General features: G+C 69.4%; 20 protein-coding genes. 17 read left to right on the top strand and 3 right to left on the bottom strand.

From position 1 onward, the window contains the following. Window positions 1–25: 25 nt before the first annotated feature. The 11 genes from ACR9Y5_RS11320 to ACR9Y5_RS11270 all read left to right on the top strand — a co-directional run bounded on the left by ACR9Y5_RS11320 (window position 26) and on the right by ACR9Y5_RS11270 (window position 9,205). On the top strand, window positions 26–322 hold the full coding sequence (locus tag ACR9Y5_RS11320; RefSeq protein ID WP_481298047.1) for a hypothetical protein: 297 nt from the start codon (window positions 26–28) through the stop codon (window positions 320–322). Window positions 323–380: 58 nt separating this feature from the next. After that, on the top strand, window positions 381–2,297 hold the full coding sequence (locus ACR9Y5_RS11315; RefSeq protein WP_481298046.1) for an alpha/beta hydrolase: 1,917 nt from the start codon (window positions 381–383) through the stop codon (window positions 2,295–2,297). Then, complete coding sequence (locus ACR9Y5_RS11310; protein WP_481298045.1) at window positions 2,294–2,971, top strand: hypothetical protein; 678 nt, start codon at window positions 2,294–2,296, stop codon at window positions 2,969–2,971. Before ACR9Y5_RS11315 ends, ACR9Y5_RS11310 begins: the two co-directional genes overlap by 4 nt. 132 nt (window positions 2,972–3,103) lie before the next feature. Then, complete coding sequence (locus ACR9Y5_RS11305; RefSeq protein WP_481298044.1) at window positions 3,104–3,730, top strand: hypothetical protein; 627 nt, start codon at window positions 3,104–3,106, stop codon at window positions 3,728–3,730. 100 nt (window positions 3,731–3,830) lie between these two features. Beyond that, window positions 3,831–4,469, top strand: a complete 639-nt coding sequence (locus ACR9Y5_RS11300) for a hypothetical protein (protein WP_481298043.1) — start codon at window positions 3,831–3,833, stop codon at window positions 4,467–4,469. A gap of 270 nt (window positions 4,470–4,739) precedes the next feature. Beyond that, entirely contained in the window at window positions 4,740–6,023 is a 1,284-nt protein-coding gene (locus ACR9Y5_RS11295; RefSeq protein WP_481298042.1) for an ammonium transporter, read from the top strand. A 103-nt stretch (window positions 6,024–6,126) separates the two neighbouring features. Further along, complete coding sequence (locus ACR9Y5_RS11290) at window positions 6,127–7,371, top strand: ammonium transporter (protein WP_481298041.1); 1,245 nt, start codon at window positions 6,127–6,129, stop codon at window positions 7,369–7,371. 28 nt (window positions 7,372–7,399) lie between these two features. After that, window positions 7,400–7,792 carry a type II toxin-antitoxin system PemK/MazF family toxin gene (locus ACR9Y5_RS11285; protein ID WP_481298040.1) on the top strand — a complete coding sequence of 131 codons (393 nt, stop codon included), beginning with the start codon at window positions 7,400–7,402 and terminating at the stop codon, window positions 7,790–7,792. A 71-nt stretch (window positions 7,793–7,863) separates the two neighbouring features. Next, window positions 7,864–8,481 carry a GNAT family N-acetyltransferase gene (locus ACR9Y5_RS11280; RefSeq protein WP_481298039.1) on the top strand — a complete coding sequence of 206 codons (618 nt, stop codon included), beginning with the start codon at window positions 7,864–7,866 and terminating at the stop codon, window positions 8,479–8,481. A 120-nt stretch (window positions 8,482–8,601) separates the two neighbouring features. Continuing rightward, complete coding sequence (locus tag ACR9Y5_RS11275) at window positions 8,602–8,778, top strand: hypothetical protein (protein WP_481298038.1); 177 nt, start codon at window positions 8,602–8,604, stop codon at window positions 8,776–8,778. A gap of 277 nt (window positions 8,779–9,055) precedes the next feature. Then, a complete protein-coding gene (locus ACR9Y5_RS11270) occupies window positions 9,056–9,205 on the top strand; it encodes a hypothetical protein (protein ID WP_481298037.1) in 150 nt (49 codons plus the stop codon). 50 nt (window positions 9,206–9,255) lie between these two features. Here the strand turns inward: ACR9Y5_RS11270 and ACR9Y5_RS11265 are convergent, their stop codons facing one another. From ACR9Y5_RS11265 to ACR9Y5_RS11255, 3 genes are read right to left on the bottom strand one after another with little or no spacing between them, the layout of a single operon-like run. Further along, on the bottom strand, window positions 9,256–9,993 hold the full coding sequence (locus ACR9Y5_RS11265) for an SDR family NAD(P)-dependent oxidoreductase (RefSeq protein ID WP_481298036.1): 738 nt from the start codon (window positions 9,991–9,993) through the stop codon (window positions 9,256–9,258). Beyond that, window positions 9,990–10,772 (bottom strand): SDR family NAD(P)-dependent oxidoreductase, encoded by a 783-nt coding sequence (locus tag ACR9Y5_RS11260; RefSeq protein ID WP_481298035.1) that lies wholly within the window; start codon window positions 10,770–10,772, stop codon window positions 9,990–9,992. The genes ACR9Y5_RS11265 and ACR9Y5_RS11260 overlap by 4 nt, the downstream gene beginning before the upstream one ends. After that, window positions 10,769–11,773, bottom strand: a complete 1,005-nt coding sequence (locus tag ACR9Y5_RS11255; RefSeq protein ID WP_481298034.1) for a LacI family DNA-binding transcriptional regulator — start codon at window positions 11,771–11,773, stop codon at window positions 10,769–10,771. Before ACR9Y5_RS11255 ends, ACR9Y5_RS11260 begins: the two co-directional genes overlap by 4 nt. A gap of 107 nt (window positions 11,774–11,880) precedes the next feature. Here ACR9Y5_RS11255 and ACR9Y5_RS11250 point away from each other — a divergent pair, with 107 nt between their 5' ends. The 6 genes from ACR9Y5_RS11250 to ACR9Y5_RS11225 all read left to right on the top strand — a co-directional run bounded on the left by ACR9Y5_RS11250 (window position 11,881) and on the right by ACR9Y5_RS11225 (window position 18,450). Further along, window positions 11,881–12,714 (top strand): sugar phosphate isomerase/epimerase family protein, encoded by an 834-nt coding sequence (locus tag ACR9Y5_RS11250; RefSeq protein WP_481298033.1) that lies wholly within the window; start codon window positions 11,881–11,883, stop codon window positions 12,712–12,714. Next, entirely contained in the window at window positions 12,711–13,685 is a 975-nt protein-coding gene (locus ACR9Y5_RS11245) for a Gfo/Idh/MocA family protein (protein WP_481298032.1), read from the top strand. The genes ACR9Y5_RS11250 and ACR9Y5_RS11245 overlap by 4 nt, the downstream gene beginning before the upstream one ends. Window positions 13,686–13,789: 104 nt before the next feature. Continuing rightward, on the top strand, window positions 13,790–15,061 hold the full coding sequence (locus ACR9Y5_RS11240; protein ID WP_481298031.1) for an ABC transporter substrate-binding protein: 1,272 nt from the start codon (window positions 13,790–13,792) through the stop codon (window positions 15,059–15,061). Next, window positions 15,058–16,017 (top strand): carbohydrate ABC transporter permease, encoded by a 960-nt coding sequence (locus tag ACR9Y5_RS11235; protein ID WP_481298030.1) that lies wholly within the window; start codon window positions 15,058–15,060, stop codon window positions 16,015–16,017. The genes ACR9Y5_RS11240 and ACR9Y5_RS11235 overlap by 4 nt, the downstream gene beginning before the upstream one ends. After that, entirely contained in the window at window positions 16,010–16,879 is an 870-nt protein-coding gene (locus tag ACR9Y5_RS11230) for a carbohydrate ABC transporter permease (protein WP_481298029.1), read from the top strand. Before ACR9Y5_RS11235 ends, ACR9Y5_RS11230 begins: the two co-directional genes overlap by 8 nt. A 20-nt stretch (window positions 16,880–16,899) precedes the next feature. After that, window positions 16,900–18,450 carry an alpha-L-fucosidase gene (locus tag ACR9Y5_RS11225; RefSeq protein ID WP_481298028.1) on the top strand — a complete coding sequence of 517 codons (1,551 nt, stop codon included), beginning with the start codon at window positions 16,900–16,902 and terminating at the stop codon, window positions 18,448–18,450. Window positions 18,451–18,479: the final 29 nt, after the last annotated feature.

Here is an 18,479-nt window from a genome sequence, read left to right as displayed (position 1 = left end):
CCGACTGAAATGCATGGAGTGTGGCATGGGGAGAGCTGTGGCGGTCGAACCGGCCGAGTTGCGGGCGGGTGCGACGACGTTGACGAGGGCGGTCACCGGTGAGCGTCCGTCGGCCGCGGAGTCGGATCGTTTCGGTTCGGCGGTCGCGGTCGGTGCTGTGGAGCGGTTCGAGGCGTATTGGGTGGCGGGTCAGTCCGCGGTGGATGAGCTGGTCGGCGGGTTGGCCGGTGCTCTGGAGCAGGCGGCCGGGGCGTATGAGCGCCGGGATGTGGAGGATGCTCTGGGTCTGACCGGTGACCGGGGTGGGTTCTATGGCTTTTAGGGCGGAGGACTGGTCGCCGGTCGGGTTGGACGGGGACCCGACGCCGGGGGACCGGGCGATGGTGGAGGCGCTGGTCGCGCATTTCCGGAAATGGTCGACCCGGTTGGATCGTCAGGCCGCGGTGGCGCGGGAAGTGCTGGACACCCGCCTGGAGGCGGCCGCGTGGTCGGGGTTGGCGGCGGAGGTGTTCGCCGAGCGGTTGCGTGGGCTGGCGGCTGCGGCGTCGAAAGCTGCGGGCCGGCACAGCCAGGGGGCCGAGGCGGCGACCCGGTGGTCGGGGGCGATGGGGGTGACCCAGAGCGACGCGGATCGGGCGCTGCAGGACGCCGAGGATGCGCTGGCGCAATTGGAGGCGGCGCAGGAGCAGGTGGCCGCGTTGGGAGTGGAGCACGCCGCGTTGGCCTCCGCGTTGAGCGCACTGATGAAGGCGTACGCGTCGACGGAGAAGCCGCCGCCGGGCACGTCCGCGCCGACGCACTCGGAGGTGTCGAACGCGCGCCGGCGGGAGCAGGAGGTCGATGAGAAGCTGACCAGGGCCCGGTTCGCGATCGAGGACGCGCAGGAGCGGCTGGAGGACGCGAGGCGGCGCGCCCGGCGGGCGAAGCAGGAGTACGACGCCGCGGAGAAGGCGTTCGCGGAAACCCTGGACCGCGCGTTGCACGGCGCAATGGCAGCGGCAGGGAAGCCGGAGGTGACGGCGTTCGCGTCGATGGTCGGCTCGCTGTCGAGGATCGCGCCGTCGGCGAGTGTGAACGGTTCGCTGATGGACACGCTGCAGCGGCTGACACCGGAGGAACTGGCGCTGCTGCTGGCGAACGATCCGAAAGTCGTGCAACGGTTCTGGCAGCATCCGCCGTCCCCGGATAAGGTCGCGAAATGGTGGGGTGGACTGGGCACGGAGGCCAGAGCCGCGTACGAGGCGGCCGCGCCGGGGGTGCTGGGGAATCTGGCGGGGCTGCCGTATTCGGTGCGGAACCGGTGCAACCGAGCGGCCTATGAAGCGGCACAACAGCATCCGGAAGCTCTCACGCCGCAGCAGCGGAAGATGCTCACCGCGCTGGAAGCGGTGCTCGCGGACCCGGCGGCGTCGCTGGTCTGTTTCAACCTGGGCGGGTCGGTGCCGATGGTCGCCGTCGGGTACGGGGATCTGGACACCGCGGACACGGTGACCTGGGCCGCGCCGGGGATGAACTCGGACGCCGCTGAGGCCACCGAAAGCTGGTCGCGAGCAGCAAAGAACCTCTACGAACAGCAGAAATCTGTCGACGCTGGTCGGTCGCATGCGGTGGTGGGGTGGCTGGGATACGACACCCCGGACCTGACGAGCGTGAACACTCCCGCGCTGGCGCAGGACGGCGCCTGGCGATTCGCTAACGAGCTCGACGGGACACACGCCGCCCGTGCAGGAAACCCTGCCTATGTGTCCGTGGTCGCGCACTCCTACGGGACGACGATGGCCGCGGACGCGTTGACGCACACGACCTACGCGGTGGACTCCTTCACGATGCTCGGCTCGGCCGGGATCGACACCCAGGTGGTGAAATCCCTGGCGGACCTTCACGTGAAGCCGGATGCGGGCGGAGCGCCGGCGATTTACACGACGGCGGCGGTGTTGGACTTCCTCGCCCCCTTCGGTTCGGCGATGGGCGGGCGCGCCGAGCCGAACCCGGACGCAACCCGGTCGCCCGGAGCGCTTGCTGCACCGACGACGGGGCTGCTGAACCCCCCGAAAGCGGTCGGTGGCGCGCAATCCTTCTCCGCCGAAGGCGCCGTCCTCCCCGGTGGTGAAGTTCTCAAACCCACCAAGGGACACAGCGCGTTGGGCGACACGACAAACGGGCCCAACCCGTTGAACGGAACCGCTCCCGAAGGTTACGGCTACCTCGATGAGAAGACAGAGTCCCTACGCAACAGCGGGTACACGACGCTCGGGCTCCCCAGCAAAGTCGTGGGCGGACTGAGGCCGACCGGATGACCCGCACGCCAGGTATCGGTCGCGTCGCGACATTGAGCTTCGTAGCTGTCGCCGCCATCGCAACCATTTCCCTATTAGGAGGATGCATGTCTGTTCCCGCTCTGCGAGACCCCGTCCCAGCAAGCCCGGGTGCTCCGCAGAAAACGATCACTGAGTTGCTAGCGCAGTGGGCGCAGCTCACCAATGCCGCAATCTCAGCGACAGACCAGACGGAAGAGTGGAAGGACGATACCCCCCTGGCCGCGAGCAGTCCGTGGGATCCCGCAGCCGAGAGAGTCAGTCTGGCGCCATGCGGGAATGTGGGCTCCAGAAGTTTCCACAAGATCCAGGCCGTCGTCTATCACGCCGCATTCGAGAACGACCCCCACCCCATCGCAGACAAACTCACCGCCTACTGGAAAAGTCAGGGGTTCACCGTGACCAGGACAGTGGACTGGTCGGACGGGAAGGGCTGGAAGGACATCGCCATCCGCGCGGAAGGGCCAGACGGAGTCTTTTATGGCCTGACCGCGACGCCCGAAGTGGTGGCCATCGACGTGGCCACGGAGTGCTCTGCGGATCCCTCGATCCAGTCGTGGGCGCGTGAACGGTCGTTGCGCGACCTGAACGCTCCGTCACCGACACCGTCTCCGGCCGCCGGGGCCCGGCCCGATGACGATGGGTGGTTCTGGTGAGGACGCCGCGGCGGCCAGGACCTGGCATGGGCCGGTCTCCCGACCAGGAATTCAGTGGTGGCGCAGGTTGATGTGAACAGCGTGAGCCGGACGAGGCACACGACTCCCGCACTGCGTGTGTGCAGTGCGGCGGTGGTGACGGTCTTGTTGCTTGGTGGATGCATGTCTGTTCCCGCTCTGCGTGACCCTGTCCCGGCACGTCCCGGTGCCCCGCAGAAGACGATCACTGAGCTGCTGGCGCAGTGGGCGCAGCTCACCAACGCCGCAATCGCGGCAACAGGTGAAACCGAGGGCTGGTATCGCGGTCCGATCCAGGACGGCAAGCCGTGGGATCCCGCCGCCGAAGCAGTGAGCTTGGCGCCGTGCAGGACCGTGGAATCCGACGACGCTTCCCAGGTGGCAGCCGATGTCACTCATGTCGCGTTCGAACACGACCCGCACCCCATCGCCGACAAGCTCACCGCGTACTGGGAGAGTCAGAGGTTCACTGTTACCCGGACCGTGGACTGGTCGGATGGGAAGGGCTGGATGGACCTCGCCATCCGGGCCGACCGAGCGGACGGGGTCAAATACGGTCTCACGGCTACAACCCAGCTGGTGGCCATCGACGTGGCGACGGAGTGCTCCGCGGACCCCTCGATCGACAAGTGGGCGGAGGAGCGGGTGCAACAGAGACTGAACTCTCTTCACCCGACACTGCCGCCGTCTGCGTCTCCGGCCGCCGGGGTCGGGCTGGATGATGATGGGTGGTTCCGGTGAGGATGCCCCGGCGGCCATGACCTGTCATGTTGCGGTCATCCTGCGCGGGAATCGAGTCGTAGGGCCGGTCGATGTAGACAGAGCGAGCTGGACGAAGCACATGGCTGCTGTCCTGTACGTGTGTAGCGCGGCCGTGATGGTCTTGTTGCTCGGTGGATGCGCGTCCATTCCCGCTCTGCGTGACCCCGTGCCGGCACGTCCCGGTGCCCCACAGAAGACGATCACCGAGGTGCTGGCGCAGTGGGCGCAACTCACCAACGCTGCGATCGCAGCCACGGGTCACACAGAGGACTGGAAGGACGACACACCACTGGCCACAAGCGGACTGTGGGATCCCGCAGCCGAGAAGGTGGGTCTTGCGCCGCGCGGGAGTGTCGGCCCGAAAAGCTCCCACCAGATTAAGGCCGTCGTCTATCACGCCGCACTCGAGGACGACCCGCACCCCATCGCAGACAAACTCACCGCGTACTGGAGAAGTCAGGGGTTCGCCGTGACCAGAACCGTGGACTGGTCGGACGGGAAGGGATGGATGGATATCGCCATCCGTGCTGAAAGGTCCGACGGGGTCTTCTATGGCCTCTCCGCGTCACCAGAAGTGGTGGCCATCGACGTCGCGACAGTGTGCTCCGCGGACCCCTCCATCCATTCGTGGGCGCGCGAGCGGTCGTTGCGTGACCTGAACGCTCCGTCGTCGTACGCGCCGCCGTCTGCGTCTCCGGGCGCCAGCGCGGGAGGTTGATGACGACGGCTGTGCGCGATGATCTGCGCCCGGCCCGCAGGACAGGCCGCCCCCGCGCCTCCCGGCCGTCTCCCTACGCCGCCCGAGCACATCGGCAGCATCCCGAAACACACTGTTTACACATCGGCCGGATGCGTAACACTCGCGAAACACGAGCATCCCTCTGATGAAACCTCTCGGCTCGAAACCGGCCACACCCCGAAAGCGCCCCCCACCCGGATCGGGATCGCGTCACCCCGCGGGGCTTGCACAGAGAGGCAGTTGATTCGCATGGTGCTCCACTCAGCAGCGGACTACGCGGAGGCAGGGACGGTCAACGCCCTGTGGCTCCTCGTGGCCGCAGCCCTGGTCCTCCTGATGACTCCCGGTGTCGCCTTCTTCTACGGCGGCATGGTCCGCGCCAAGAGCGTCATCAGCATGATGATGATGAGCTTCGGCGCGATGGCCCTCGTGGGCGTCCTCTGGGTCGTCTACGGGTACGGTCTGTCGTTCGGCACGCCGTCCATCCCGCACTGGCTCGGCACGCCGGACTGGTTCCTGTCCAGCCTGATGGGGAAGGACGGCATCACCCCCGACCTCGGCGGCCTCGCGTTCGCCGGCTTCCAGGCGACGTTCGCGATCATCACCGTCGCGCTGATCTCCGGCGCCATCGCCGACCGCGCCAAGTTCGGCTCCTGGATGGTGTTCGCCGGCATCTGGGTGACGCTCGTCTACTTCCCGGTCGCGTTCTGGGTGTTCAACCTCAGCCAGGGCTGGATCGCCTCGCAGCTGCACGTGAACGACTTCGCCGGCGGCACCGCGGTGCACATCAACGCCGGTGCGGCGGGTCTCGCCCTTGCACTGGTGCTCGGCAAGCGCGTCGGCTTCCAGAAGGGCATGTCGAAGCCGCACAACGTCCCGCTGACACTGCTGGGCGCCGCGCTCCTGTGGTTCGGCTGGTTCGGCTTCAACGCCGGCTCGGAGGCCGCGGTCGACGGTGTCGCCGCCATCGCCTGGATCAACACGCTGGCCGCCCCCGCCGCCGCGACCATCGGCTGGTTGATCGTCGAGAAGGTCAAGGACGGCAAGCCGACGTCGATCGGCGCCGCATCGGGCGCCGTCGCGGGCCTCGTCGCGATCACCCCGGCCTGTAACATCCTGACCCCGGGCTTCGCGATCCTGCTCGGTCTCGTCGCCGGCGCCGTCTGCGCCCTGGCGATCGACCTGAAGTTCCGCCTCGGCTTCGACGACTCGCTCGACGTGGTCGGCATCCACCTGGTCGGCGGCCTCATCGGTACCCTGTGGATCGGCTTCTTCGGCTTCACCCACGTCTACAACAGCAAGGGCGAGGCGACCGATCAGTTCTCCAGCCTGCTGTACGGCGGCAGCTTCTACCAGCTGGGCGTACAGGCCGTCGGCGCCTTCTCGGTGCTGATCTACTCCTTCGTCCTGGCGTACGCCATCGGCTGGGTCATCCAGAAGACGATGGGCTTCCGCATCAAGAACGAGGACGAGCTGGCCGGCGTCGACACCGTGGTGCACGGCGAGGAGGGCTACTCGCTCGAGACGGTCTGATCCGACCGCAGACCGACAGCGGACGGGGCGTCGCCGGAAGGCGGCGCCCCGTCCGTCGTCGTCGCTAGGGTGTAGTGGGGCACGGATCCGAGCGAGGGAGCACATGGCACGGGCGACGCCGGACCAGGTGGATGCACTGCTGCTGTTCTTCTGCGGCGCGCTGGTGCTGCTCGCCGCCTTCGGTCTCGCCTTCTACGTCGGCGGCCTCGGCGGGCGTGCTCGGGCCGCGCGGGCGTTCCGCTTCGTGCTGGTCGGCACGGCGGTCACGGTGCTGCTGGCCGTGCTGGGCGGCTACGGGATGGCCACCGGCGCTCCGCTCATCCCGCACCTGATCGGCGCTCCCGACCCGGGACTCTCGTCGGTTGCGGGGGTCGACCCCGCATCCTCGTCGCCGTATCCGGCCGCCCGGGCCGGGTATGTGCTCGCCGTGCTGGTGCTGTGCGCGGCGGTGGTCGCCGTCGCCGTCGCCTCACGGCTGACGCTCCGCGCCTGGATCCTGTTCAGCGTCCTCTGGCTGCCTCTCGTGCTCGCGCCGGTCGCCTACGGCGTGTTCGCACTGGACGACGGGTGGGCCGTCGCCGGCCTCCAGGTGGTCGACCTCGGGGGCGCGCTTCCCGTGGTGGCCGCCGGGGGAAGCGCCGTCGGGGTGCTGCTCGCCTGCGGACGCGGCGAGCACCAGCCCGCGCGACCCGCGCGTCCCGCGCTCGTCGCCTTCGGCGGCGCGGCGCTGTGGGTCGGCTGGCTCGGCCTCGTCGTCGGGTCGGAGGGCGCGCTCGACGCCTATGCGCCGCTGATCGCCGTCGGCGCCTTCGTCGCCTCGGCGACGGGTGTGCTGATGTGGATGCTCGTGGATGCGGTGCTGCTGCGCCGCCCGACCCTGCCCAGCGCTCTGTGGGGTTCGTTCGCCGGGCTGGTGTCGGTGACGGCGGCCTCCGGCGTGCTGACGCTCGGCTGGGCGATGCTCGTGGGCGCGCTCTCGGCCCTCGCCTGCGCAACGATGGTCGACCTGGCGGCACGCGCCCGGTTCGGGCCGTCGCTGACACTCTGCGTCGTCACCATCGTCGGCGGGCTGGTCGGGCTGCTCTTCCCGGGGCTGTTCGCCAACGGCGGCGGGATGGTCGACAGCGGCAACTTCGACCTGTTCATCGCGCAAGGCATCGCCGGCATGGCGGTGCTGCTGTACGCGACAACGGTGTCGCTGCTGCTCGCCCTCGCCCTGCGGTTCACGATCGGGCTGACGCGCATCCGCTATGGTGCCGACCGTGGCCTCCGTCAGAAGCGTCCTGTCCGCACTGAGCGGGCTGTTCCGTCCGTCAGGGACAGCGCCGGCCCCGGCTCGGCCCGCTGAACCGGGCCGATCCGGCCCCACCGCCACGGTGCAGGTCGACCCGCACCGCCTCGGCCGCATCCGCACTTCGTACAACCCGCGGCTCGACGGCGACGCCGACCCGGGTGAGATCGTCTGGACCTGGGTGCCGTACGAGGAGGCCGACGGCCGCGGCAAGGACCGGCCGGTGCTCGTGGTGGCCACCGAGCCCTCCGGCGCGGTGCTGGCGGTCGCGCTGACCAGTCAGGAGCACCCGGGACGCCCCGAGTACCTCCCGATCGGCTCGGGGGAGTGGGACGGCCGGCACCGCCCGAGCTTCGTGCGGCTCGACCGCGTCTTCCGAGTGCAGCAGGCCGGGATGCGCCGCGAGGGCGCCGCGCTCGACGCGCGCCGGTTCGACACGGTGCGGGCGACCCTGGCGGCACGGTACGGGTGGCGCTGACCGGCGGTCCGCCCGCTCGCGGTGTGCCGGCCGGCGGTCCACCGGCCGGCTCCCACCGCTACAGTGCGGGTATGGATGCGCGCATCGCCGGCCCGGATGACGTGGATGCGGTCGCGGAGACGATCGCCCTGGCCTTCCAGGACGACCCGGTGTGGGGGCCGGCCCTCGAAGCCGCCGACGGGGGCACCGGCCATCTGCTACCGTTCTGGCGCTTCTTCGCCGAGGGCGGAATCCCGCACGGGGTGGTCTGGCTCGTCGAGGGCCCGCGCGGCGAGGCGGCGACGGTCGCGCTGTGGATCCCGCCCGGGGCCGACGAGCTGACGGAGGAGCAGGAGCAGGAGGCGGACGCGCTGATGCAGCGCATCCTGAGCCCGGAGCGGTTCGACGCCTACCGGCGGCTGTGGATGCTGTTCGAGCAGTCCCACCCGCACGACACCCCGCACATGTACCTGAGCCTGCTGGCCACGCATCCCGACCATCGCGGTCAGGGCATCGGGCAGCGCCTGCTCGCCGAGACGCTGGCCCGCTTCGACGCGGACGGGGTGCCGTCGTACCTCGAGTCGACGAACCCGGCCAACGACCACCGGTACGAGCGCGCCGGCTTCCGCCGGGTGGGCGGCTTCCGATCGGTGCTCGACGGTGCGCCGGTCAGCACGATGTGGCGGGATGCGCGGGAGCCGTCGGCGTAGGCCGCTGGCATCGAGGTGTCGCAACACGCCGTCATCACCGGCCGATAGCGGCGTGTTGCGACCCCTCGGTGGTGGGTGGGGCGTTAGCGTCGCACGAACGGCGACGCGTACACTCTCCGCATGACCGTGATGGAGCGCCTGCGGGCGTGGATCGGACGCGAGCGCGACTACCGGCCGCCGGAGGGTCGCCTGGGCGACAGCCCGGCGCAGCGGCTCCCCAGCGGCGGCGCGGTGCAGCACCTGCCCGGCGACGGCCTCGACCCGTCCAACCCGGCGGGGGAGACGCGCGGCCGCTGACGCGGCCCGGCGCCGCCCGCGCTTGCCTGCCGCCCGCGCCCCCTGGATCGGCCGGGCGGCGACTGCGGCAGGACGTCACGTGTGCGGCCGCTCGCGCACGCGCAGACGTGACGAACAGCAGCAGCCACGAGGTGGGAGCGGCGCGCTCGCTGACGCGGCGCGTCTCAGCGGAATCACTGGCACCGCTGCTTATCATCGGCGGGCGGTTCGCGGCGCGCCCTCGGGTGCGCCGATCGCGGACGTCAGCTCCACAGCAGTCACATCCGAAGGACCACCCATGACCGACACCGAGACCATGAGCCCCGCCGGCTCGCAGCAGCTGAGCTTCGCCGCGATGAAGCGGCACTTCGACGCGAGCGACCACGAGGCGGGCCGGCAGTGCCTGACCGTCGGATGCATCGACTGCGGCGGCCCGAGCGCCTCCTGAGGTCCCGCGGTTCCGCCTCACTGCCGCGCGTTCAGCGGAACGCGGCGCGTTCAGTGGAACGCGGCGGCACCGTTCACCGCGACCACGGTTCCCGACGCGAATCCGCCGGCCTCGGACGCGAGATAGAGGGCGGCGGCCGCGACATCGGCCGGAGTGCCGGCGCGTCCGAGCGGGGTGGCCGCGATGGCAGCGCGCTGATCCGCCTGCGGGGTGAATCGTTCGTGGAACGGAGTGTCGAGGATCAGGCCCGGCGCGATCGCCGAGACGGCGATCCCGCGCGGCCCGAGCTCCTTCGCCAGGGCGCGGGTGAGACCCTCCACGCCGGCCTTCGCCGCGGCATAGGCTCCGGCTCCCGAGCCGCCGCCGTTGTGCGCCGCCAGGGAGGAGATGTTCACGATGCGGCCGCCGTCGCCCATGAGCGGGAGCACGGCGCGCACCGCGTAGAAGACGCTGGAGAGGTTGAGTTCGACGACGCGATGCCAGTGCTCGTCGTCGGCCGCATCCGTCGCACGGCGGGCGACGAGTCCGCCCGCGTTGTTGACGAGCACGTCGATCCGGCCGCCGAGCGCTGCGGCGATCCTGCCCACGCTCGCCGTGACATCCGCGCTGTCGGTGACATCCAGCCGCTCAGCGATCACCCGATCGGCGAGGTGCTCGGGCACCGGGGAGGAATGGGTGGTGATCGCCACGCGGTCACCTGCCGCCAGGAACGCCTCGGCGATGCCGAGCCCGATGCCCGTGGCGCCTCCCGTGATCAGGACGGCTCGGTCGGTGGTGGATGCGGTCATCGGATCTCCATCTGGGGGGGCAAGGGAACAGTGGACAGGGGGATGGGGAGGCGCACGTCACCCGGCGGTGGGGCGCAGCACGACGTCGCTGACGGTGGCGCGGGCCGGAAGCCGCATGATCGCGAGGCACACGTCCGCGACGTCCTCCGGGTGCAGCGCACGGGCGAGCTCGCTCGGGGAGGGAGCCGTCGGACGGTGCCGGACGAACGGTGTGTCGATGAGCCCCGGGAGACGGTCGTCACCCGGACGCCGTCCCCGCCTGCTTCGAAGGCGGTGGCCCGCGCGAGTGCGGCGAGGCCCGCCTTGCTCGCCTGGTACGCGGCGCCGGAGCCGTCGGCGGCGAGGGCCGCGACCGACGAGATGTGGATGAGCAGCCCGCCGCCCTGGGCGCGGAAGACCGGCAGGATCGCCCGGGTGAGCTGGAACGCGGAGGTGAGGTTTCCGTCCATGACGGACTGCCAGCCGGTCTCGTCGAGCTCGTCGAGGCGGCGCGCCTTCAGGTTCGTGCCGACGGCGTTGACGACGATGTCGATCCTGCCCACCTCGGCCGCGAACCGTTCGACGGCAGCGGTCAGCTCCTCCGCCGAGGTCGCGTCGGCGACGGCGCAGTGAGCCGTCCCTCCCGCATCCGCCACTTCTCGGCGGACGCCGTCGAGGCGGCTCGCGTCGCGCCCGAGCAGCAAGACGGTCGCCCCGTCCGCCGCGGCAGCGAGGGCGACGGCGCGGCCGACCCCTCCGGCCGCGGCTGCGACGAGCACGGACGTGCCGGCAATACTCATGGGATCCTCCTGGCTGTCGATTCCCGCACCACCAGGCTCGGCGGGAAGAGCAGCGATCGCGGTGGCTCCGCGTCGCTCGCGCCGGTCGCCAGCGCGACGACGGCCTCGGCCATCTCCCGCAGGGGCTGCCGGATCGTCGTGAGCGTGGGGGAGACGAGCGCGCTGAGCGGGATGTCGTCGAAGCCGACCACCGCGATGTCGCCGGCGTCCTGCCCGGCATCCCGGAGCGCGGCGGAGGCGCTGAGGGCGAACATGTCGTTGGCGGCGACCAGCGCGGTCGGCCGGTCGTCGAGGGCGAGGAGGGCGTGGACCGCCTCGCGCGCGAGCGGCCCGCTGTCCGCATCCCCCAGCACGGGGGAGAGCGGGACGAGAGCGTCGTCGAAGGGCAGCCCGTTCTCGGCGAGTGCCCGACGGTACCCGGCGAGACGCCGCCGGCGGCTCACCGTCCGGATCGCACCCGAGACGAAGGCGATGCGTCGATGACCGCGTTCGAGGAGGTGCTGCGTGGCGGCATGGGCGCCGGCTTCGTTGTCGACGCTGACGCTGAGCAGGCTCGGCGGATCCGTGTCCTGCGGCTCGCGGTCGAAGGCGATGATCTGAACTCCCGCGTCCATCGCGGGCCGGAGGTGGTCGAGGGAGGGGAGCGAGGTGGAGAGCACGATGTGCTCCACGCCGTCGGCCCGGAGCTGCTCGACGTACGCGCGCTCGCGTTCGGGGTCGCGGTCGCTGTTGCACAGGTAGACGTGCCGCCCGTGCGCGTTGAGCACGGTCTCGAGCTGGGCGGCCCAGGATCCCCAGAACGGGTTGGCCACGGACGGCACGATCAGCCCGAGCACCGGGTTGGGTGCGCCGCGCAGCTGTCGTGCGACGCGGCTGGGCCGGTACGAGAGGGCTTCCATCGCCAGCAGCACGCGCCGACGGGTCTCCGGCTGCATCAGGTGGTCCCGGGAGTTGAGCAGGTTGGAGACGGTGGAGGGCGAGACGCCGGCGGCTCTGGCCACATCTTTGATGGTCGCGATCGCCCTCACCTCCTTCCACGCTTGACGTGCTCACGAATCACTGTATCGTTGCACAAGATTTTTACAACGTTATAGCAAGGGAGCTCGCAATGCCGCACGACCACCCGACGACGACGTGGAGCGTCTTCACCAAGCCCTGGCGCGAGCCGACGACGGGCGCCCTCGGCGACCTCGTCGCGGGCATGGGCTTCGATGCGGTGGAGCTGCCGGTGCGTCCCGGCTACCAGGTCACCCCGGACACGGTGACGACCGGCCTGCCCGCAGCGGTGCGCGAACTCGAGCGGGCCGGTGTGGCCGTCGCCAGCATCGCGTCCGGCACCGATGAGGCCACCTTCGCCGCGTGCGCGGAGGCGGGCGTCCCGTTCATCCGGATCATGGTGCCGATCGGCGACGCCGGATATGCGGCGACCGGAGCGCAGATCCGCCGGACCCTTCCCGTGCTCGCCGAGCGTGCGGAGCGGTACGGCGTGCGGGTCGCGGTCCAGCCGCACTACGACGACTACATCGCCGACTCGTCGGAGCTGTACGCGCTCCTGCGCGACGTCGACTCCCCGGGCATCGTGGCGATCTGGGATGCCGCGCACGACGGCCTGGCGCGCAAGCGACCGGAGCACGGGCTCGGGCTTCTGTGGCCCTGGCTCGGGATCGTCAACCTCAAGAGCGCATACTTCGCACGTGTCGACCAGGGGGACTCCGCGGAGGGCGACCCCCGTTGGGAGCCCGTGTTCACCGATGCGCACAACGGTATGGCGGAGTGGGGACGTGCGATCCGCTACCTCACCGAGAACGCGTTCGCCGGGCCGATCTGCCTGACCGCGGAGTACACCGACGAGAGCGACCTCGTCGCCAAGGTCACGCGTGATCTCGCCCATGCGCAACGTCTGCATGCGGCGGCTCGCGAGGTCGCCGGGGTGACGCGATGAGCGCTGGGGAGGCGCCGGTCCGGGTGGCGGTCATCGGCGCCGGGCAGATGGCGAACCTCGTCCACTATCCGTCGCTGGCATCGCTGAGCGAGGTGGAGATCGTCGGCATCTGCGACCTGTCGCCCGAGCGTCTGCAGGCGACCGGCGAACGGTGGGGGGTCTCCGCACTGTTCGACGACTGGCCCACGATGCTCGATGAGGTCCAGCCCGACGCGGTGTACGTCATCGGACCGCCGGAGCTCATGTTCGGGATCTGGTGCGCCTGCCTCGTGCGCGGTCTCGACCTCTTCGTCGAGAAGCCGCTGGGGCTGACCGTGCACCAGGCTCGCACGCTCGCGCGGCTCGCCGAGGAGAACGGCTGCATCACCCAGGTCGGCTTCCAGCGCCGGTCGTCGCCCCTGCTCGAGCGGATGCTCGCTCGCGTGCGCGAGCAGGGCGACGTCGTGCATGCGGTGTGCCGCTTCTACAAGAACGACCCCACCCCGATGGTGTCCGCTCGCGACCGGATGATGGATGACGGCGTGCACGTGATCGACACGCTCCGGCACCTGTGCGGCGGCGAGGTCGTGTCCGTCTCGGATGCGACGCGGCGGGTGCTGGTGGACGACATCAACGTCATCACGGCGACCCTCGAATTCGACACGGGCGCCGTCGGGGTCATGATCACGAGCTGGACCAGCGGCCGCAGGACATTCGGCGTCGAGGTGCACGGTCCCGGGATCATGGCCGAGGGCGACCTGGAGGTCGGGGGCGTGGTCTGGGGGCCGGACGGCCAGGAGGACCTGGACGCCGCGGAGGTCGCCGGATCGGCGGAGCTGTACGTGCGCGGCGGGTTCCGGGCGAAGAGCGCGGAGTTCGTCGAGGCGGTCCGTACACGCCGGCAGCCGTCGTCGCACTTCGGAGACGCGCTCAAGACCATGGTGGTCGCCGAGACGATCCTCGCCCACGACCTGCTGAGAGGAGTCGTATGAACGAAACGTTTCGTTCTTTTCCAAAACCATTGACGCAATGGGTCCACATTTCCTAGCATTTACCCAAGTCGTAACGTTTCGCCCGACCACTCAAGGAGGAGTTCATGAAGGCACGGTCGATGAACCGGAGGAGCCGCACCCGTATCGGCCTCTCGGTTCTGGCTGCGGGAGTCGTCGCATTCGCTCTCGCCGCATGCTCGGGAGGTGCGGACGCATCGTCCGGGCTCTCGGGCAACACTCTCAAGATGTACACGTGGATCGGCGGCAAGCCCGACAAGCAGCAGTGGAGCGATTACATCGCCGGGGGCAAGCACGCCGACCCCAAGGTGTCCGTATCGTTCTCGGGGCCGCCGATCAACGACTACTACACCAAGCTCCCGACGGTGATGAAGAGCAGCAGCGCCCCCTGCCTGGTGACCTTCCAGAACGGGCGCGTGAACCAGTATGTCCAGGGCCTCGAGCCGCTGGACGACCTGGCGAAGAAGAACAAGCTCGACCTGTCGGCCTACAGCTCGGCGATGCTCGAGCAGCTCAGCGTCGACGGCAAGCTGTACGCCATCCCGTTCAACGCCGGCCCGAACGTCATCTTCTACAACAAGAAGCTGTTCCAGGAGGCCGGAGTCGCTGATCCCGGTCAGAACTGGACCGTCGACGACTTCATCGCCGCCGCCAAGGCGACCACGAAGAACGGCGTGTACGGGTTCGCGATCGGCCAGGGTTCCACACCGATCAGCACGCTCATGGCGGCGGACGGCCATCCCTACGCCGACAAGAACGGGCCGAAGCTGGACGACCCGAACTTCCGGAACGCCCTGCAGCTGCTCGTCGACCTGTCGAACAAGTACAAGGTGGCGAAGCCGCTCGAGGCCGCTGCGGGCGGGACCTTCCCGGACATCGACGCTTTCAGCACGGGCCAGGCGGCCATGGAGCTGGAGGGGCTGTGGGACCTGCAGCACGAGCAGCAGACGCTCGGCAAGGACAACGTCGGGATCGCCGTGATCCCCAGCACGAGCGGGACCTCGAAGGGGTTCATCAGCGGTTCGGGCTTCGGCATCACCAAGACGTGCGGTGACAAGCAGAAGGCGTTCGAGGCCGTCGCAGCCATGACGAGCAAGAGCGGACTCGAGTTCGTGACGAAGTCGCAGGCTTCCGTCCCGGCCCGCCTGGACGCGCTCGACGCCTGGTCGACCAACGTCGGGTCCCCCGCGTTCACCGCCGTCATCAAGCAGATGACCGGTGACGCGACGCCCTCGCCGGTGCCCTCCAACCAGGCACAGCTGGACACGCTGCTGACCCAGTACGAGGTGAATGCATTCTCGGGCAAGAACACTGTGGCCGAGGTGCTCCAGCAGGTGAAGGCCGGCCTCGGGCAATGACCTTCGTTCGGCTCGACCAAGCGGAAGAGGAGGTCGCCGAGGGCGCCGTCCCTCCGGTGGACCGCCCGAGGGGCCGGCTTCGTCGCCGGCCCCTCGGGGGCCCCCGCTGGGTGGGCTGGGTCTTCGTCCTCCCGGGGCTCATCGGACTGGCGATCTTCATCGTCATCCCGCAGGTCGCCTCCCTGATCCTCGGGTTCTCGGATTCGACTCTGCTCGGGGGAACCCAGTTCACGGGCACGGCCAACTACGTCAGGCTGCTGCACGACCCGCAGTTCCTCAACAGCGTCCTGGTGACCGCGATCTTCGTGCTCATCTACGTCCCGGCCAACATCGCGATCTCGATGGCGATGGCGATGTGGCTGAAGACACGCATCGCGGGCCGCAACTGGCTCCGCGTGATCTTCCTGATCCCGGCCCTGTCTCCGATGGTGGCGAACGCCGCCGTCTTCCGTCTGCTGTTCCAGAAGGACGGCGCCGTGAATCAGGCGCTGGCGGGGATCGGACTGGCGCCGATCCCGTGGCTCAGCGACGGGAACTGGGCGCTGGCCGTGGTGATCGGCGTCTCGCTCTGGCAGTCGTTCGGCTACAACATGATCGTGCTGGGCGCGGGACTCGACTCGATCAGCCCGGACGTCATCGCGGCGTCCAGGATCGACGGGGCCGGGCGGTTCCGCCGGCTCGTCTCGATCACGCTCCCGCTCGTCAGCCCTGCCCTGTTCTTCACGACCGTGCTGACCGTCATCGGCGCCTGGCAGACATTCGCCCAGGCGTACGTCATCACGGGCGGCGGCCCGGGCAACAGCACGATGACGATCATGCTGTACCTCTATCAGACCGCCTTCACGAACAACGAGCTCGGCTATGCGTCGGCCATCGCGACCGTGCTGTTCGTGATCATCGCGATCTTCACGCTGTTCCAGCTCTGGGGACAGAGGAAGTGGGTCCACTATGACTGAGAACCGGCTCCCGGCCCCCGGCTCGCGGTGGCGCCGCCGAGGGCGGACCATCGGATTCGCGGCCAACACCACGGTCGCGTGGCTATTCGCGCTGGTGTTCTCGTTCCCGCTGATCTGGACGTTCTTCACGGCGCTGAAGCCGGCGAACGAGGTGTTCGCTGCGCAGATCAGCTTCATCGGCTCGAAGGTGCTCTGGTCCAACTTCGTGGACGCCTGGACCGAGGTCGACTTCGGGCGGCTGATGATCAACAGCCTGGTCGTGGCGGCCATCTCGACGGTGCTCACGCTGATCGTGGCGACCCTGACGGCGTTCGCGTTCGCGCGGCTGCGCTTCCCCGGCCGCAGCGCCATCTTCCTGCTGTTCGTCATCACGCTGACGCTGCCGAGCGAGGTCGCCGTCGTTCCGCTGTTCCTCGGTTTCGACCAGGCCGGGCTCGCCGACACGTGGGTGGCTCTGATCCTGCCAGGGCTGTTCGGGGCCTTCGGTGCGTTCCTGCTCCGGCAGTTCATGCTCCAGATCCCCGCGGAGCTGGAGGAGGCCGCTCGTCTCGACGGCGCGTCGACCTGGCGCATCCTGATCAGCGTCATCGTGCCGCTCGTGCGGCCGGCTCTGTCGGTTCTGGCGATCTTCGCCTTCCTGGGCAGCTGGAACAGCTTCCTCTGGCCGCTGATCATCCTCAACAGCGCGGAGAAGTGGACCATCCCGATCGGGATCGCCGGTTTCACGACCCAGACCGGCACGCAATGGCAGCTGCTCATGGCCGCGTGCGTGATGACGATCGCCCCGGTAGTGCTCGTGGTCGCATTCGCGCAGAGACAACTGGTGGCCGCGATCGGCGCGGGCGCCTTCGGCGGCCGTTGAGCCGCGACGGACGGAGACACGTGAACCTGGAACCCCTCGACCCCTCGACCCTGCCGGCGCCCGTCGATGTGTCGGACAACCGTCCGGCACTGGCGATGGTCGACGCCGTCATCGAAGCCGGGCCGTTCGACGCCACTTGGGAGTCGCTGTCCCGCTATCGTGCGCCCCAGTGGTACCGGGACGCCAAGTTCGGCATCTTCCTGCACTGGGGGGCCTTCTCGGTGCCGGCGTTCGGCAACGAGTGGTATCCGCGCACCATGTACCGGCGGGGGACGGCCGCATTCGAGCACCACCTGGCGACGTACGGACCGCACGACCGCTTCGGCTACAAGGACTTCCTGCCGCACTTCCGGATGGAGCGCTACGACCCGCAGCAGTGGGTCGCGCTGTTCAAACGGGCGGGCGCGCAGTTCGTGGTCCCCGTGGCCGAGCATCATGACGGCTACGCGATGTACGACACCGCGCGGTCGCGCTGGAAGGTCACCGAGATCGGCCCGCAGCGCGACGTGACCGGAGAGCTCCTCTCGGCGGTCGACCAGTCGTGGCTCGTCACGGGCGTCTCCACTCACCGGGCGGAGCACTGGTTCTTCATGAACGGGGGAGCGGAGTTCGACTCCGACGTCCGCGACCCCGCGTACGCCGACCTGTACGGCCCGGCCTTGCGCAAGGAGATGAATCCGACCGAGCGGTTCCTCGAGGACTGGCTGCTGCGCACGGTGGAGATCATCGACTCGTACCGACCGCAGATCCTGTACTTCGACACGGGCATCGAGGAGCCCTCGTTCGAGCCCTACATCCGCCGCCTCGCCGCGTACTACTACAACCGCGCCGCCGAATGGGGCCGCGAGGTGGTCATCAACTACAAGTGGGATTCGTTCGCACCCGGTTCCGCGGTGCTGGACATCGAGCGCGGCACGATGGGCGGCATCCGCGAGGATGTCTGGCAGAACGACACCTCCGTGTCGCGGACCTCGTGGAGCTGGGTCGAAGGGCACGAGTACAAGGACGCGTCCGAGCTCATCCAGGAGCTCGTCGACGTCGTCGCCAAGAACGGCAACCTGCTGCTGAACGTCGGGCCGCGCCCCGACGGGACCATTCCCGAGGAGGAGGTCGCACTGCTGGAGGCCGTCGGCGACTGGCTGGCCGTTCACGGCGAAGCGATCTACGGCTCCAGTCCGTGGGCCGTCTTCGGCGAGGGGCCGACGGCCCCCGCCGGCGGGTCGTTCACCGACGCCGCCGCACCGGTGTACACGGCGGAGGACCTCCGTTTCACCAGGATGACGGAGGTCGGCCACGACTACGTCTACGCGATCGGGATGGTGCGGCCGGAGGACGCCCGCATGCGCATCCGGAGCTTCGGGTCGGGAAGCCGGTTCATCGACCGCCCGATCGCCGATGTGCGCGTCCTGGGCTCGTCGGAGCGACCGGAGTGGACGCGCTCCGCCGAGCACCTGGAAGTTGTGCTCCCGGACGCGGAGACCACGGGACCCGGCGGCGCGGTGGTGCGCATCGAGCTGGAGCCGGCTGCCGCCGAGACGCGCATCGACTTCTTCCACGGCCTGGGCATCTAGCGCGGGCGCGCCCGGCGCATCCGCCCGCT

This window comes from Leifsonia sp. KNZ13-11D (genome assembly GCF_056754895.1).
This window is presented reverse-complemented; position numbering and strand designations above follow the sequence as displayed.

Excerpts from the sequence above, each read along its gene's own strand:
- ACR9Y5_RS11295 (WP_481298042.1), top strand. The coding sequence starts at position 4,740 with ATGGTGCTCCACTCAGCAGCGGACTACGCGGAGGCAGGGACGGTCAAC.
- ACR9Y5_RS11290 (WP_481298041.1), top strand. The coding sequence starts at position 6,127 with ATGGCACGGGCGACGCCGGACCAGGTGGATGCACTGCTGCTGTTCTTC.
- ACR9Y5_RS11250 (WP_481298033.1), top strand. The coding sequence starts at position 11,881 with ATGCCGCACGACCACCCGACGACGACGTGGAGCGTCTTCACCAAGCCC.
- ACR9Y5_RS11310 (WP_481298045.1), top strand. The coding sequence starts at position 2,294 with ATGACCCGCACGCCAGGTATCGGTCGCGTCGCGACATTGAGCTTCGTA.
- ACR9Y5_RS11240 (WP_481298031.1), top strand. The coding sequence starts at position 13,790 with ATGAAGGCACGGTCGATGAACCGGAGGAGCCGCACCCGTATCGGCCTC.
- ACR9Y5_RS11300 (WP_481298043.1), top strand. The coding sequence starts at position 3,831 with ATGGCTGCTGTCCTGTACGTGTGTAGCGCGGCCGTGATGGTCTTGTTG.
- ACR9Y5_RS11280 (WP_481298039.1), top strand. The coding sequence starts at position 7,864 with ATGGATGCGCGCATCGCCGGCCCGGATGACGTGGATGCGGTCGCGGAG.
- ACR9Y5_RS11315 (WP_481298046.1), top strand. The coding sequence starts at position 381 with ATGGTGGAGGCGCTGGTCGCGCATTTCCGGAAATGGTCGACCCGGTTG.
- ACR9Y5_RS11260 (WP_481298035.1), bottom strand. The coding sequence starts at position 10,772 with ATGAGTATTGCCGGCACGTCCGTGCTCGTCGCAGCCGCGGCCGGAGGG.
- ACR9Y5_RS11275 (WP_481298038.1), top strand. The coding sequence starts at position 8,602 with ATGACCGTGATGGAGCGCCTGCGGGCGTGGATCGGACGCGAGCGCGAC.
- ACR9Y5_RS11265 (WP_481298036.1), bottom strand. The coding sequence starts at position 9,993 with ATGACCGCATCCACCACCGACCGAGCCGTCCTGATCACGGGAGGCGCC.
- ACR9Y5_RS11235 (WP_481298030.1), top strand. The coding sequence starts at position 15,058 with ATGACCTTCGTTCGGCTCGACCAAGCGGAAGAGGAGGTCGCCGAGGGC.
- ACR9Y5_RS11245 (WP_481298032.1), top strand. The coding sequence starts at position 12,711 with ATGAGCGCTGGGGAGGCGCCGGTCCGGGTGGCGGTCATCGGCGCCGGG.
- ACR9Y5_RS11320 (WP_481298047.1), top strand. The coding sequence starts at position 26 with ATGGGGAGAGCTGTGGCGGTCGAACCGGCCGAGTTGCGGGCGGGTGCG.
- ACR9Y5_RS11270 (WP_481298037.1), top strand. The coding sequence starts at position 9,056 with ATGACCGACACCGAGACCATGAGCCCCGCCGGCTCGCAGCAGCTGAGC.
- ACR9Y5_RS11230 (WP_481298029.1), top strand. The coding sequence starts at position 16,010 with ATGACTGAGAACCGGCTCCCGGCCCCCGGCTCGCGGTGGCGCCGCCGA.